Origin of the sequence: Psychrobium sp. nBUS_13, assembly GCF_051201665.1 — a bacterium.
Classification (GTDB): Bacteria; Pseudomonadota; Gammaproteobacteria; order Enterobacterales; family Psychrobiaceae; genus Psychrobium.
Map to the genome: position 1 here is coordinate 3,686,920 of NZ_CP179210.1, position 14,291 is coordinate 3,701,210.

Consider the following 14,291-nt stretch of genomic DNA (forward strand, 5'->3'; position numbering starts at 1 on the left):
AAAGTTACCATAACGAACCTTTCATCGAGGTCTTCGCGAGTTTGTCATTGAGTACAGAAAAGCGATAAAATAAGTAAACAATTCCGTACCTATTAGGAATATTCTTAGGTGACGCAAGGGATTTAAAGAAAGTGTACTCGGTTTTGTTTCCTGAGTCGCTTTATTGCCTGCATCCACGCAGTCATAGATGAGCAACGAATTACACAGTGAAAATGTATTGTAATTGCATCCGAAGGACAGTGTTTTTTCGTGATTTCTACAGCGCTATCACCCTCGAACCCAGCCCATTAAACGTCGAAGGGGCGGCCTTGTATAAATTCCTAAAAATTCATTGCAAACACCTTAACTAAAGATCATCAGATCCTAATAATACTCAAAAAAAGCCATATCAAAAAGATATAGCTATTCCATTAATACTTTAGTGACGTATTAAAATTGAGTCAGTGAAATAGAATGCTGATAGGTGTTACCTTGAGCATCAATAACCGACTCATCTTTACCACCAACGTAGCCCTTATATTTTGAATTGGTGCCTTTAATACGCAGCACGTCTTTCTTTCTAAACGCATCTCTATTTGACGATGCTAAGATCTCCGCATCAATACTGCAATTTTTACCTGAACAACGAATCTCACCTGTGACAGGTAGATATAGATCAGCAATTTCTAACCAGCCGTGACGCAACTTATTATCATCGCCAATCACAAATCTAAACTCTGACGCGCCCTTCACGTTGCCCACAGTCACGTGACCTTTGTATTTGGAAAATTGCCACGTTTTTGAGTCTTCCTCTACTGCCAGTTGTGCACCGTATTGCTCAACGTAAGCACCAGACAACAGTAAATACTGCTTCCAAAAATCTCGAATATTTTCGTTTATTTTTGTTTCTGAATTCGTGTAATTAATCCCATAGATCTGGAAGTTAGCGTAATTGAGAAACATTGGATAACGCTTTGCTACACTCTTAGCCGCTTCCATAGGATCAAAAGTAGTGAGGTTAAAGAGTTCACTATTTTCGATCATGTCTGAAAATACAATAACGCGACTAAATACATCATCGATATCAAGACGCTTGGCATCATAATAGATGGCTTCAACCAATTTCTTACGTGGAAAATCAGCCTTGCTATATGATGGTGCCATTTCATGACGTGTTTTTTGCAGCGGGTGTGCCAACGCACGCATGAATTGCTTTTTAAAGAACTTCTTGTCTTCTTTCAGTGTATCGTCGATGCCTCCCATAAAAATCGAACCCATACCTTCATTAGCGCGCGCTTTTTTGTATTGCTCTGCAGTAAACGACGGATGACAAGTTTCCCAAATTAGCTCTACGGTTGAGCCGCCATTGTTAATATTAACAAACTGAATTTTCTCACCAGGGCGGTAATCAACTTTGTTAACAATGTCTTTGTACCAGTTAGGATCCTTCGACGCGATAATGTTTTGATCTAAATAGATAACAGTCTGGCGATCGCCTGGATTAGTTTGACAATACTTATCTAGATTCGTCGTTTTCAATAAGGTATTGGCAGATGCTAACGCGGGAAATAACGCAGCAGCGATGATAATTCTTTTAAACATATTAAATAACCTCTAGAGCAAGTGTTCTGCGAATAAATTCAGCATCTACTGAAATGTTTAGTTTTTTGTAATCATCAACCGCTAACGCGTCAGGGCCAACAGTTATCTCTTGTAATCCAGTACTGTTAAACTCGGTGATCACCATCGCGTGGTGCTTTTCTAGCATATTGTTGATGGAATGCGTTGCTTGGGAAATCAAACTCGTTTCTTTTGCCGCTAAACGCTCTAACTCGGTATTGAGCTCCTTAATGTCTTGCTGATGCGAGTTTAACGAATTAGTTAATCGCTTGAGCTTATCTTCAAATTCATTGCCAATTCGCTCTACTTCTTCTTGTAAGCCAGTGTCAGCTTTGTGAAACTTACCTTTCGCTTTTTCGTAATCTTTAAGCGCTTCTTGATAGTCTGGGCGTGGATCGTGAATGAAATACGATATTGCCATACCGACAATCCACACTAATAAATTGAGTAATACAAACTGAGTTAACACTCCTGCAATAGATTCAGTTTCTTCTTCCTGTCCCGGTAGAGTAACGCCACCAGCATCAAGGGTATTTGCCATCAAAATATCGTAACGGGTATAAGTCACAAGCACTAGCGCAAACACTAATAGTAATGAAAACACACATTGCTTGATAATGACTTGTCGTTTTTCAGCTTTAGTGCGGTGATTAGCAAATAACGCAAGACGCTGTTTGAGTAAACCACCGTGGAAGTGTGACGCTGTTGCGATCGATAGAGCGACAATAATTGTTGCACCAAATGCGATTCCCGGTGGATATTTAAAATTAAAAGTTGAATAGTTTACAAACCACTCAATGCACCCGATAAATAAAATCGCGATAATGTATAACCACATGCGACTAGCCACTGGCGGCTTGCCACCTAGCTCAGCACGCATATCTTCGTAACGACGTTTAGTGCCTTCAAAATTTGCTTTAAGATCGGAATAGTTATTGTCACGGATATAGGTATCTGTTGCCTTTGCCTTAGCGTCTTCCATTTCTTCAATGAGCTGACGTTTTTTAATGTCTAGCTCAGAATTTGATTGTTTGGCAATCATTCCTTTAGTCTGTAAAACCACATCATTACGCTTATTTGCCCAGCGTCCTATGCGCTCTTTAATACTGCCGATAGCGGCTTCTTCAATACGATGGGTACGATAATTTTTGTCCGTGTGTAAAACGCCCGACGTTTTAGCTTCTTCAACATCTTCTTGAACTAAATGCGCGATATGAGTTTTATCGTGATGCTTAGTTGCTTCGTCAACAGGCGACTCATTAATGAGTTGTTCTATTGAACGTTTTAAGTCTTCCATAAGGGTCCTTACTAATTATTATTTAATGATGTATCCATTGGGAATGGTAAATCCTTTGCGTCTGTCTTGAATAAGACGAAGCACAGGTCGAATTTGGCGCTTGATGCTGAAACCACGTTTAGAATGTCCCATCTCCATCAATTTGCGTTGATCATTCATATTGAGTAGTTTCTTTTCTTGCGCTGCAGAGCCTGATAACAAGGCTTTGTGCAGTTCAGGTAATTGATTTATTTCTGGAGAAAACGTTGCAATATGAGACACCTTATCAATATCTAATTCGGCTTCTCTATTAACCACGCGCACATCGTAAATGTTTAACAATTTACGACTACATTGCTCGTTAGCGGGACACTTAATTTGTCTCAGATACGACTCAATCAATGCGCGACTGTCCGAAGAAATCACTTCAACGCGGCGATTGGTTTTCTTGCCACTGCGGGTTTTATTAGAGACCTTAGGTATGTGCTCACCGGCAGGAATAACTTTGAGCTTATTCGAAGAAATACCGCCGGCAATCAATGTATCAACAACCGCCTGAGCGCGTCTTGTACTCAAACTATAATTATAATTTTCACTGCCATCTGAATCTGTGTGTCCCACTACATACAAGTATTTACCAAGTGCCTGCGAATCATAGACATGAGCAAAACTGCGCAAGGCTCCAACGTCTTTGCGATTAATGACAGATTTATTGTGATCAAATAACAGTGCGTTCTTAAAATCGGTGACGTAAATAGGGTTATTAAATCCAAAGGTGTATCGCGCAATTTTTACTTTATCCTTAGTGAGGGACATGGCTTGGTCGACATGACTAGATTTAATTTTATTTTCGCTAACAGCGAGCTTTAGAGCTTTATTTTCAAGTAATTGCACTTTGTTAAGATCTTGTTTCTCAAAAGCGAATGGATCGCGCTGCGACACTTGCACTGGTGTATCAATTGATTCCGATTGATTTGATTCGGTTGGCTGATTTACACTACTTCTATCGTGGGTCGAACTACAAGCGCTGAGCAACGCAATAGCGATAAGCATAGATGTAAGCTTGGTAAAGCGAACTTCCATAATAAAACAGCCCCCTAAAAATATTGACTATCACTATGAAATAAAAGGATATCCATAGCACTTCGTAAGAGAGCTAATTTACCTTATTAAGCTGTTTAACATCAATATGTGTTTTGAATTTTAATCTGCAGAATTTACGAATTTTTCTTACGGCAGCTTTTACAACAAAAACTCTGCGATGGCCTTCGATATTTCCAAGATCTTAATTTGGCCAAAAAACGTAGATATCACACTGCCTATTTCAGAAAAATAGATTTCTAACTCAACATTGAAATCAAAGATACCAGTAGTTTCTACTGAATAGACTAAAATGTTTTATCGGTCAGTGACGTAAAATATTTTTTACTGCCCGTTAACTGCGATAATACGTTTATTGGTAAACACCACACCATCGCGCATTGATTTATACGCATCGACAATGTCTTCATCATGCAGCAAAAGTTCGCTAACTTTTTCAGCATATTCAGGGTTACTTTTAAGCTTAAAGAATCCTTTATTGTTAAAATCTATCATCTCATTCCCTATTCATTATTGAGTAAATGAAGCACATTAGCGAAAAACATTTGCAAAACAAAATTACAGATGTAATAGTTAAGACTACAATTGTAATCAATATTTAATCCAACTTAATTAAGAATGTCATGACAGAAATTAGTAAAACAGAATTTGAAGTGCTCGAAGCCATTTGGCAAGGTCACCCTGCAAGTGCTCAACAGATCATTGAGCGCTTGAATGAAACTAAGCCTTGGCACGAAAAAACCGTAAAGACTCTTCTCAATCGCATGGTGAAAAAAGAAGCCATAAACTTTGAAAAGGTTCAGCGTAGTTATTTTTATTCTCCGCTATTTGCTCGCGACGAATATACATTTAAAGAAAGCAAAAGCTTAATCGAGCGCATGTTTAGTGGCCGTTTAAGCCCATTAGTATCCCACTTTGTTAAAAGTGATGAACTGACAAAAGACGATATTAGTGAATTAAAAGAACTTATAAATCAATGGGAAAAAGACAATGGCTAGTTGGATTTTATCACAGCAATGGTTATTGAGTGTCGTCGTTATTTTACTGATGTTCAACGAACGACATACCAGTAAATATCTCGGTGGCGCAATGAGCTATTTGCTGTGGTTAATGATCCCTATTGCCATTGCAGTCAATTCTTTCTCTTCGTATCTGGCAATTGGCAACGACAGCCAAATTAGCCGCTATATTGTGAGTTTAAATTCACAAAGTGCGCAAATGGGCGAGATTATTACGTGGCAATTAATGTGGGCTTTTGGTGCAATAATCGTCGCGTTAGCAAGCATTCATTCAACATTTCGAAATCGCTTTAAACTCGATTTAATAGCGATTAAGCAAGAGCAGTTGCCTATTTCATTGCCTAAATCACTACACGCTTTTCACAACGCAGAAGTCTCAGGGCCAATGCTCATTGGCGTACTAACGCCAAAGCTCGTGTTACCGAGTGATTTTAACCGGCTCTACAACCGCAAACAGCAACAGCTAATTATCCAACACGAACTGTGCCATTACAGCCGTAAAGATAACCTAATGAATCTATTAGCAATGATAATCTTAAGCTGCTGTTGGTTTAATCCATTGGTTTGGTTGGGTTACCGCAATTTTCGAAAAAGTCAGGAAATTGCTTGTGACAGTTATGTATTACAACAAAAAAGCACTAACGACCGCCTTGAATATAGCAAAGCCTTGGTTCATTGCGCTCAAAGTGCCCAACATCGTCTATGTATCGATACCAACTACACTCAAAGGAATATTATGTTTAAACGAATCAATATGCTAAAAGATCACAGTACTGTGAATCGTCCAGCTCAACTCATTGCGGGTCTATTTGCTGGGCTATTTATGACAAGTATTGCGTTTGCGAATCCACCAACACCAAAAGGTGCAACCGAATCAGCGAAACCAGAAATTCGTATTCAACCACGTTATCCAATTGCGGCTGCAAAAGGCGGTATTGCCGGTTCCGTGGTTTTAAAATTTGATATTATGCCTGCGGGTAACGTGATGAATATTTCAGTTGTGAAATCGGTACCTGAAGGTATTTTTGATAAAGAAAGTCGCCGTGCATTAAAACAATGGAAATACAAAGCAAGTGCGAATGGCACAAAAGACGCTCATGTCCAACTTGATTTTCAGCTCGATGACAACAGTAAAAAGCCATTAAATCTGATGGATGACATCGAAAAAATCGACGTTACCCAATAGAATAATTAGCCCGATTAGGGTCTGTTGATCTTTGCAGTTCAAATTTTGTTCCATCCAAAAGGATTGTGGGCACATGTTCATTGTTCCAGACTGAGCATAAGCACCCACATCCCTGTGGGCGAGGCATGAGGATTGATGCTGGGTTTACCCCAGTGAATGACGAATAACGCGGCACAAAATACTTTTAGGTGAATCCTACGGACAGCATTTGTTTGTTATTTATACGGCGTTTTCGCCTATTCGTGTATTGCTACAGGGATGTAGCTCATTAGGATAATGCAGGAGCTATTATCGAGCCAGCTACACAACATAGGCTCTGCCTTGTAGAAACCTCAAACAAATTGCTGTAAAAATGAACTCAAAAGATCAACAGACCCTAATATCGTCGGGCTATTCATAATAGCAATCTTTTAATGCAGAGCTCGTACTCGTAAAAAACTGGCGAAACGCGGCTTCCCTTTTTTGGTAAGACCATAATACTGATAGGTAACCAGAGAGCCAATCGGTGGTGGGTTCTGCCTGAGTTCATCACTCAGCCCTGAGCCCAATTTAAACTGAATACCACTGCTCGTTTCCATCAACATAGCGCCAAGCATTCCTTGATATTTTCCTCGACCTTCAATGTGTGCAATAACACGTGCTTCTGCGTCATATACTTTCTTTAGTTTTAATAACCTCTTACTGCGCTTGTGCTGATAAGTCGCTTGTTTATGGTGCAGCATAAGGCCTTCACCTTGTTTGGCTTCAATCTCATCTAGCCATAGATGCAGCTGGCGTTTATTGAGCAGCTTTTTTTGCTCGATTAGGGATAAAAAGGGAGAAGAGCTATCTTTGATAATCCGCTGCAATAGGCCATAGCGTTCAGAAAATACTCTTGAAGATTCAGGCAAATCAAAAACCTGAAAGGTCACCGATTTCCATTTAATTTCATCTGCCATGTTGCGACGAACAATTGCAGACACTTCATCAAATCGATTTCTAGCAATCCACAACTCACCATCAAGAGCCTGTTTAGGGAACCCGTCTGTAAACCAAATTGGCGCGTTAATAATATGTCCTCCTCGTGTAATTAAATGGTGTCCATTCCAACGTGCTCTAACACCATCGAGTTTTTCACTCACAAGATAATCACTAACAACGATATTCGTTTGATAACGACTCGCTAATTGAATATCGGGTTTATGCGGCAGTTTTTCTAACGCCAAACCTAAACTCGATAACAAAATACATACAATAAAAACACTGATTTTAATGGTATACCTCATGCATTTTTCTCCGTAGTTTTTTGAAGATGCATTTGAGTATAGATGACGGTAAACAACAGTAATGAAATATTCAGAAGCAGTAATTTCATTCTGGCCTTCTGTTTTAATCGATATTTTCCATAAATCACAACTCCTTCATCTTTTTTCCCCGTTTGGGCATGTATTTGAAAGGCACTCCAGTAAGGTGTTTCGATACACCTTACTAATATTTATGAAAATACCAAGGACAATAAACAATGAGTCACACTCTTAAAATACTAGCGCTATGTTTGCTACCTTTTGGCCAATCAATGGCTCAATCGTCAGTAAATCAATTATCACAAAAGTCGTTAAATGAAGAAGGATGTATAACGTCTGATTCGTCATCAACTAACCAACACTCGACCTTAAACAACTTGCGAAAACAGGTTCAATTTATCAATGCTAACAACACAACGTTTTCGATTGAACAGCGCATGAAAGCATTGAACATTAGCGCTGTTTCTATTGCTGTCATTAAGTATAATAAAATCGATGGGAGCCCCGCTCATGGTGTTACCACTGCGGACACTTCAGCAGCAACAAACTGTCATACCGTATTTCAAGCAGCGTCAATCTCAAAACCTATCGCCATGATGGGGGTATTAAATATGGCTGAAAAAGGGGTTATTGACCTTGATAAGAACATTCAAAGTTACCTAACAGATTTTCAACTACCTCAAGGCAAACAAACATCAGATAACCCTGTCACTTTTAGAAATATCCTCAACCATACTTCTGGCCTTAACTCAGGTGGTTATACCAATTGCATTAAGTACGTGATCTTGTTGTGCGTAGAGAAAATCAGCTAAAACAAGGCGCTCGATTGACTAATAGCTGGCTATTAGGATTGAGAGCAACGCCATTTTAGTTAATTTTAACAAGTACAAGTGGGCAAGTATTTAATGCAATTGGTATTACTGGGGATATGATCAAGGTGAAACGATGCCCAGTGTTCTAGACATAGTAAGAGGTATTAAACCAACAAACTCCGACGCGTTAGCCGTACTTGTACCACCAGCGAGTCAATTAAGATATTCAGGTGCAGGATACACGTTAGCTGAACTTGCAATGCAAGATATTTTTAAACTTCCATTTGAACAAATTACGCAGCAATGGTTATTTACTCCCAGCGGTATGGAAACGGCAGATTTCACTCAGCCTGTTAACCCGCAAAAGCATCAATCAATTGCTCAAGGCCACAAAGACGACGGCACGACGGTAAAAGGCGGATGGCGTAATCACCCCGAACAAGCAGCCGCCGGATTATGGACAAATGCCAATGATCTCGCACTGTTTCTTTCTGAAATCGGTAAAGGGTATCGCGGCAACAGCAAGGTATTTTCTAAAGGTGTAATAGATGAATTATTTAATCAAGAAATAGAAAACCATTTTTACGGGTTTCGCACATTAGCCACTGGCGACAACCTGGCTATTGCTCATTATGGCGGCACACAAGGCTATCGAAGCGCGATGGTATTAGATGTAACAACAGGCAACGGCGCTGTTGTACTAACTAATTCCAACAATGGCTCATTATTAACTGGCGATATTCTTCGTTCAGTAGCAAAGCACTATCAATGGCCGTATCTTAACGCGACATTTTTTAACCAGATAATTGTCGATAAAACTGCCCTACAGTCTTTTATTGGTCAATATGAGTTCAAAAAAAAACTGGAAAATAGATGTCATTTACAACGAGCACACCAATAAAATCTCTATTATCTTTCCTAACAAAGATAACTACCCGCTAACAGCAACTGACAAAGCAACTCACCATTTCATCCATGAAGATACAGGTGTGGAAGCTGAGTTTGAAACAATAAACAACATCGTCAAAATTAAGCTGTACGGCCAAGTGGGCACTAAAGTCTCTAAATAAAGTAACAGGCATGAATCAACACAACATGATTCATGCTCTACTCTACAAAAAATACAATTATTTGGATTCTTCAGTTCTGCTACACTAGTCCTGCGAATATTAAGAAGAAGACATAATCTATGCAGCGCCCGCCACTCAAACAAGCAAAAAGTATCGACAACGTATTTAATAGCGCTTACTGGCACCTCAACCAACAAGATTTTACCATTGGCGAAATTCGCACCAAGCTCACCCGTAAAACTGAAAATGTTGAGTGGATAGAAACGGTTCTTGCTCATCTCATTGAACACAAATACTTAAAAAGTGATCTCGAGTTTGCAATACGTTTTTGCGAATCTGCCTTTAGTAACGACACCGGTGTAAGCGCAATTCAACGTAAATTAAAAAAGCGTGGCATTGCTTCTAATGATATTGAGACAGCCCTTGAGCAGGTTATCGATGAAGAAGAGGTAGATTTTAATGAAATGGCCAGTAATAGATTACAGTCTCGATTCATGTCTTTTGATGGGATCTGTCGAGAAAAATTATACGCTCAAATGAATACCCGTGGCTTCTCCCGCGCTCAAATAGACTACGCGCTATCCCAGCATCCAGAACAGGACTCTTTGCGAAGTAAAATGGCCATCAAAGCTGACAAAGCCGAGCTATCTATCGAGATCATAAAACTATATCGCAAAGGAAAAGGGCAAACACTGATCCGTAACGAGCTTAAGCAACGCTCGATTGATATTAGTGAATTTGAAGAAACGCTTTACCAACTTGAACTCGCAGGTGACATCGATTTTTACCAAAGCTGCAAAGAACAACTGGCTAAAAAACGTTATGACTTAACAGATTTCAAAGACAAATCAAAAGCTTATGCGTATCTATCTCGAAAAGGATTTACCAGCGATGAGATCAAAGAAACGCTCTCACCAGCGTCAGATTAGTTACCTAACGCCAGTGCAATTAAATCATAGGATTAGCCAAGTTCAACAACTATTTTATCCAATCGACGTAATCGCGTTTCTTCTTTCTTGGCGTCATTAATGGCTATCGCAAACTCTTTTTTATGGGAATAACTCAACTTTTCCCAGTTACTCAAACCAGCATCAGTTTCAGCAAGCCGCTCAGCTAAAATTGCCGGAATTTCAATTTCTCTAGGCGCGTCATCAAACACCAAGGTTATTTCAACATCATTATCGACATTGACGGCAGAAGCTTCTAGATGACTTTTTCTAAAGGGCACAAAAACCTTGCCTTTCATTGGCGATATTGTGCTGCGATATTCATACCCATTAAGCTTAACCACTACCGGTGCTCTAACCTTATACCAATTGCATTAAATATTTGCCCACTTGTACTTGTTCTGGTCAAGTCCAACCGGACACTTTCCTAAAGGAATGTTCAAATTCATTGGGCGACTGATCAGCATTAGCTGAATGCAGTCGCTCAACATTATAATATTTCATGTACCTAGCAACATCGTCTCGCATATGTTTACGGGTTGGCTGCGGCACCTTAAACAACCAATCGTGTTTTAAACGACCAAAGAACCGCTCGACAACGGCATTATCCCAGCACGCTCCAACATCCCCCATACTAGCTCGACACCCAAGACGATCCAGTAAGTTCCTAAAGCCAGCGCTCGTATATTGAGAGCCTCGATCGCTATGGAACACCACGCCTTTTGGTGGCTTACGCAAGTTATGAGCTTTTATCAAAGCCTTTTCGACTAAGTCACGAGTCATACGTTTTGATATGTACCAGCCAACGATACGCCGCGAATACAAGTCCATGACAATCGCTAAATATAGCCAACCTTCACCAGTTTTTAAGTAACTCACATCACCAGCCCACACTTGATTTGGTGCTACTGGATTAAAGTTCATATTTAATAAGTTATCTGCTACAGCATCACTATGTTTTCGCTTAGTGGTCACCTTGTAGGCGATACGCTGAGTGACAACAAGTTTAAGCCGAGCCATCAGTTTAATCGTACGATAACGGGTTATTTCAAAGCCTTCTTTACGTAGCGCTTTAGCAAGCTCTCGACTACCTAGGCTATTGCGACTCGCTTTGAATAAAGCCTTAGCTCGTCGATACAACCTTAATGTTTGAGCGCTAATTAATTCACCAGGCCTTTTTAACCAGACGTAATAGGCAGATGAACTAACTTTCATCACTTTACAGGCAACTGATACTGGATATTTAGCATCAAGTTCTCTGATAAATGAATATCTTACTTCATTTCTTTCGCGAAGAAGGCTGAAGCCTTTTTTAGGATCTCACGCTCCATTTGTAAGCGTTTATTCTCTTTTCTTAGCTGAATTAACTCAGCCCGTTCATCATTAGATAACGTATCGCCTTGCGCTTGTTTCTTATGCTTAGCGACCCAGTTATAAAGTATTTTATCTGTAATACCCAGTGATGCAGCGGCTTGCACGATCGTGTAGCCTTGTTCAATCACTAACGCCACAGCTTCTTGCTTAAACTCTACTGGATAATGTTTATTTGTTCGTTTAGTCATATTCACTTCAATAACGGGATTATAATCCTTTATTGAAGTGTCCGGCTAATTCAACCACAACAAAGTATCATAAGCTAATCTAATAATTTTACATATCTCGACAAAAAAATACTCGCATTTGTATTTCTTTGCTGAATGTACATTAAGGAATATTCCATCCCCAAAAATAATGGAGTTAATTGAAAGGTTATTGCCAAATAACGGACATTTGATTTCCGCAGCCCTTGTAATAACCGTTATAGATTTTTTCTCAACAAAAACCTTAATCAGGTAACGACCTTAGTGACTTTCGATAACGCTTTATCTAATTCCATAATCGTTTAAAACCTAATTTTAAATAATTAACCCAATCGAAAACAACAGAAAACTTGACATAACAAGCGTCAGCAAACAATGCAGCTCTTGTTATTTACCGCGCTAAAGAATGCCTAACTTAGTCAAAATTCGCATTTGTGTTGTAGATAATTGAGATTCATTAAAGCGGTAAACTAGCAAACCAAATTGTTACGTTATAACATTACAAGTATTAAAATAATGAGATAATAGCATCGTGAATAATCCCAAATTACCTGTTACCGTCCTATCCGGATTTTTAGGTGCAGGAAAAACAACCGTATTGAGCCATATTCTGAATAATCGCGAAGGTAAAAAAGTCGCCGTTATTGTTAATGATATGAGTGAAATTAACATTGATTCTGCCACTATCAAAAATGAGGTATCTCTCAATCGTAGCGATGAAAAGCTGGTTGAGATGAGCAATGGCTGTATCTGCTGCACCCTGCGTGAAGATCTTCTGCTAGAAGTCGAGAAACTCGCAAAAGAGGGGCGATTTGATTATTTAGTCATTGAGTCAACAGGAATTTCAGAACCTCTCCCCGTCGCTGAAACCTTCACTTTTACCGACGAGGACGGCGTGTCCTTATCTGACATCGCCACATTAGACACCATGGTAACGGTGGTTGATGCCGTTAACTTTTTAAAAGATTACGACCAAGCGAAATACTTACAAGAGACGGGGGAATCTCTTGGCGAGGAAGATGAGCGCAGCGTGGCTGACTTACTTATTGACCAAGTTGAATTTGCAGACGTTATTCTCATTAGTAAAACGGATTTAGTTCAAGCCAGTGAATTAGAGCGTTTAAAGGCCATTATCAAAGTGCTCAACACCCATGCCAAAGTAATAAAAATTACAAACGGCAATGTCGATATTGATGCCGTGTTAAATACCAAACTATTCGATTTTCAGCGTGCAGAACAAGCCCCGGGATGGCTTAAAGAAATGCGTGGCGAGCACATACCTGAAACCGAAGAATATGGCATTGCCAGTTTTAACTACATGGCGAGACGCCCTTTTAATCCAGAAAAGTTCTATCAATTTCTTCATGGCACAGAACAGTTTGGCAAACTTATTCGTTCCAAAGGCTACTTCTGGCTAGCAACACGCCCTCACTTTTGTGGTCAATGGAGCCAAGCTGGTGGAATTGCTCGTTACGGTTTTGCAGGTATGTTTTGGAAAGCGATTCCCAAGAAAGACTGGCCAACCAATGATGAATCTCTTAAAGAGATCGAAAAACAATGGGTAGAGCCCTTTGGGGACATGCGCCAAGAACTAGTCTTTATTGGCCAAAACCTAGATAAACCAGCAATGATCAACGCATTAAATAGCTGTTTACTATCAGAAGACGAACTACTACGTGGCAAAGATTATTGGGTAACCCTTAATGACCCATTTCCAACTTGGGAGGAAAGCGCATGAGCGAATTAGCAGAACAACTTGAATTAACACCAGTTTATCATAGACAGCCGAGCGTAAAGACTGATCCCAGTGTATTTACCGATATCTACCAAGACGATATCAATATTACCGTCTGGCAGCGATCACTTCCTAATGAACTAACCAACGCTGTTAATGATTTTTTGGCCACTAGCTCAACAACCTCAGCTGTGTTGGCCGTTACCCCGGAAAACACAGTAGAAATACTCAAGGCTGACTTTGATACAAAAAACATCACAGCGCCACTGAGTGAAGATATTGCGCAATTGGTTGATATGTTCTGTTGCCTATTCGACCAACAACGTGCTGGTATCAGGCTAACAGTGTTAGATCGCGCAATGTGCCCGCGTTTTCATGTCGATCGTATTCCATGTCGACTTGTCACCACCTACCAAGGCATTGCGACTCAATGGCTCAATCATGAGGACATTGATCGCAACAAACTCGGTGCCAAAAGCCAAGGTAAATCCGATGAACAGTCAGGTCTTATAAAAGATGACGCCCAAATAAATCAACTTACCGTCGGCGATGTCGCATTACTCAAAGGTGAAAATTGGGATGACAGTGAAGGATACGGTTTGGTACATCGTTCTCCCACCGTGCCAACAGGTGAAAAAAGACTACTGCTAACCATTGATTTTATTGATGATTAATACCAACTT

The 14,291-nt window shown here is 39.9% G+C and carries 13 protein-coding genes and 2 pseudogenes; 7 read left to right on the forward strand and 8 right to left on the reverse strand.

Annotated features, from left to right (window positions below; genetic code table 11):
- Positions 1-429: 429 nt before the first annotated feature.
- The 4 genes and pseudogenes from ACMAZF_RS17120 to ACMAZF_RS17135 form a co-directional block, all read right to left on the reverse strand.
- Positions 430-1,581: a hypothetical protein gene (locus ACMAZF_RS17120; protein WP_435274946.1), complete on the reverse strand. Its 1,152-nt coding sequence runs from the start codon at positions 1,579-1,581 to the stop codon at positions 430-432.
- Position 1,582: 1 nt separating this feature from the next.
- Complete coding sequence (locus ACMAZF_RS17125; RefSeq protein WP_435274947.1) at positions 1,583-2,896, reverse strand: hypothetical protein; 1,314 nt, start codon at positions 2,894-2,896, stop codon at positions 1,583-1,585.
- An 18-nt stretch (positions 2,897-2,914) separates the two neighbouring features.
- Positions 2,915-3,958, reverse strand: coding sequence for an OmpA family protein (locus ACMAZF_RS17130; RefSeq protein WP_435274948.1), 1,044 nt, complete (start codon positions 3,956-3,958; stop codon positions 2,915-2,917).
- 159 nt (positions 3,959-4,117) lie between these two features.
- Positions 4,118-4,471 (reverse strand): annotated as a pseudogene (locus ACMAZF_RS17135) (PH domain-containing protein).
- Between the two features lie 128 nt (positions 4,472-4,599).
- Here ACMAZF_RS17135 and ACMAZF_RS17140 point away from each other — a divergent pair.
- Positions 4,600-4,974, forward strand: a complete 375-nt coding sequence (locus ACMAZF_RS17140) for a BlaI/MecI/CopY family transcriptional regulator (protein ID WP_435274949.1) — start codon at positions 4,600-4,602, stop codon at positions 4,972-4,974.
- Positions 4,967-6,181: a M56 family metallopeptidase gene (locus tag ACMAZF_RS17145; protein WP_435274950.1), complete on the forward strand. Its 1,215-nt coding sequence runs from the start codon at positions 4,967-4,969 to the stop codon at positions 6,179-6,181. Before ACMAZF_RS17140 ends, ACMAZF_RS17145 begins: the two co-directional genes overlap by 8 nt.
- A 410-nt stretch (positions 6,182-6,591) precedes the next feature.
- On the opposite strand, the gene ACMAZF_RS17150 is transcribed toward ACMAZF_RS17145, so the two are convergent.
- On the reverse strand, positions 6,592-7,446 hold the full coding sequence (locus tag ACMAZF_RS17150) for a DNA ligase (RefSeq protein ID WP_435274951.1): 855 nt from the start codon (positions 7,444-7,446) through the stop codon (positions 6,592-6,594).
- 236 nt (positions 7,447-7,682) lie between these two features.
- Between ACMAZF_RS17150 and ACMAZF_RS17155 the strand changes: the two genes are divergently transcribed.
- The 3 genes from ACMAZF_RS17155 to ACMAZF_RS17165 all read left to right on the forward strand — a co-directional run bounded on the left by ACMAZF_RS17155 (position 7,683) and on the right by ACMAZF_RS17165 (position 10,275).
- The gene (locus ACMAZF_RS17155; RefSeq protein WP_435274952.1) at positions 7,683-8,276 is read left to right on the forward strand and encodes a serine hydrolase domain-containing protein; all 594 of its coding nucleotides are present in this window, start codon (positions 7,683-7,685) and stop codon (positions 8,274-8,276) included.
- A 133-nt stretch (positions 8,277-8,409) separates the two neighbouring features.
- Complete coding sequence (locus ACMAZF_RS17160; RefSeq protein WP_435274953.1) at positions 8,410-9,177, forward strand: serine hydrolase domain-containing protein; 768 nt, start codon at positions 8,410-8,412, stop codon at positions 9,175-9,177.
- A gap of 288 nt (positions 9,178-9,465) precedes the next feature.
- Positions 9,466-10,275 (forward strand): RecX family transcriptional regulator, encoded by an 810-nt coding sequence (locus tag ACMAZF_RS17165; RefSeq protein WP_435274954.1) that lies wholly within the window; start codon positions 9,466-9,468, stop codon positions 10,273-10,275.
- 32 nt (positions 10,276-10,307) lie between these two features.
- Here the strand turns inward: ACMAZF_RS17165 and ACMAZF_RS17170 are convergent, their stop codons facing one another.
- From ACMAZF_RS17170 to ACMAZF_RS17180, 3 genes and pseudogenes are all read right to left on the reverse strand, one after another.
- Positions 10,308-10,505 carry a YdeI/OmpD-associated family protein gene (locus ACMAZF_RS17170; RefSeq protein WP_435277269.1) on the reverse strand — a complete coding sequence of 66 codons (198 nt, stop codon included), beginning with the start codon at positions 10,503-10,505 and terminating at the stop codon, positions 10,308-10,310.
- Positions 10,506-10,517: 12 nt separating this feature from the next.
- Positions 10,518-10,640: pseudogene (locus ACMAZF_RS17175) on the reverse strand (hypothetical protein); the annotation flags it as partial.
- Between the two features lie 58 nt (positions 10,641-10,698).
- Positions 10,699-11,855 (reverse strand): IS3 family transposase gene (locus ACMAZF_RS17180; RefSeq protein WP_435274955.1). Its coding sequence is split into 2 segments (ribosomal slippage): positions 10,699-11,594 and positions 11,594-11,855, totalling 1,158 coding nucleotides; the frame shifts between segments, so codons are not numbered across the junction.
- A 547-nt stretch (positions 11,856-12,402) separates the two neighbouring features.
- On the opposite strand from ACMAZF_RS17180, the gene zigA reads away from it, so the two are divergent.
- Both zigA and ACMAZF_RS17190 read left to right on the forward strand, forming a co-directional pair.
- Positions 12,403-13,611 (forward strand): zinc metallochaperone GTPase ZigA, encoded by a 1,209-nt coding sequence (gene zigA, locus ACMAZF_RS17185; protein ID WP_435277270.1) that lies wholly within the window; start codon positions 12,403-12,405, stop codon positions 13,609-13,611.
- Positions 13,608-14,282 (forward strand): DUF1826 domain-containing protein, encoded by a 675-nt coding sequence (locus tag ACMAZF_RS17190; RefSeq protein ID WP_435274956.1) that lies wholly within the window; start codon positions 13,608-13,610, stop codon positions 14,280-14,282. Before zigA ends, ACMAZF_RS17190 begins: the two co-directional genes overlap by 4 nt.
- The last annotated feature ends 9 nt before the right edge of the window (positions 14,283-14,291 follow it).

Excerpts from the sequence above, each read along its gene's own strand:
- ACMAZF_RS17120 (WP_435274946.1), bottom strand. The coding sequence starts at position 1,581 with ATGTTTAAAAGAATTATCATCGCTGCTGCGTTATTTCCCGCGTTAGCA.
- ACMAZF_RS17125 (WP_435274947.1), bottom strand. The coding sequence starts at position 2,896 with ATGGAAGACTTAAAACGTTCAATAGAACAACTCATTAATGAGTCGCCT.
- ACMAZF_RS17130 (WP_435274948.1), bottom strand. The coding sequence starts at position 3,958 with ATGGAAGTTCGCTTTACCAAGCTTACATCTATGCTTATCGCTATTGCG.
- ACMAZF_RS17140 (WP_435274949.1), top strand. The coding sequence starts at position 4,600 with ATGACAGAAATTAGTAAAACAGAATTTGAAGTGCTCGAAGCCATTTGG.
- ACMAZF_RS17145 (WP_435274950.1), top strand. The coding sequence starts at position 4,967 with ATGGCTAGTTGGATTTTATCACAGCAATGGTTATTGAGTGTCGTCGTT.
- ACMAZF_RS17150 (WP_435274951.1), bottom strand. The coding sequence starts at position 7,446 with ATGAGGTATACCATTAAAATCAGTGTTTTTATTGTATGTATTTTGTTA.
- ACMAZF_RS17155 (WP_435274952.1), top strand. The coding sequence starts at position 7,683 with ATGAGTCACACTCTTAAAATACTAGCGCTATGTTTGCTACCTTTTGGC.
- ACMAZF_RS17160 (WP_435274953.1), top strand. The coding sequence starts at position 8,410 with ATGCCCAGTGTTCTAGACATAGTAAGAGGTATTAAACCAACAAACTCC.
- ACMAZF_RS17165 (WP_435274954.1), top strand. The coding sequence starts at position 9,466 with ATGCAGCGCCCGCCACTCAAACAAGCAAAAAGTATCGACAACGTATTT.
- ACMAZF_RS17190 (WP_435274956.1), top strand. The coding sequence starts at position 13,608 with ATGAGCGAATTAGCAGAACAACTTGAATTAACACCAGTTTATCATAGA.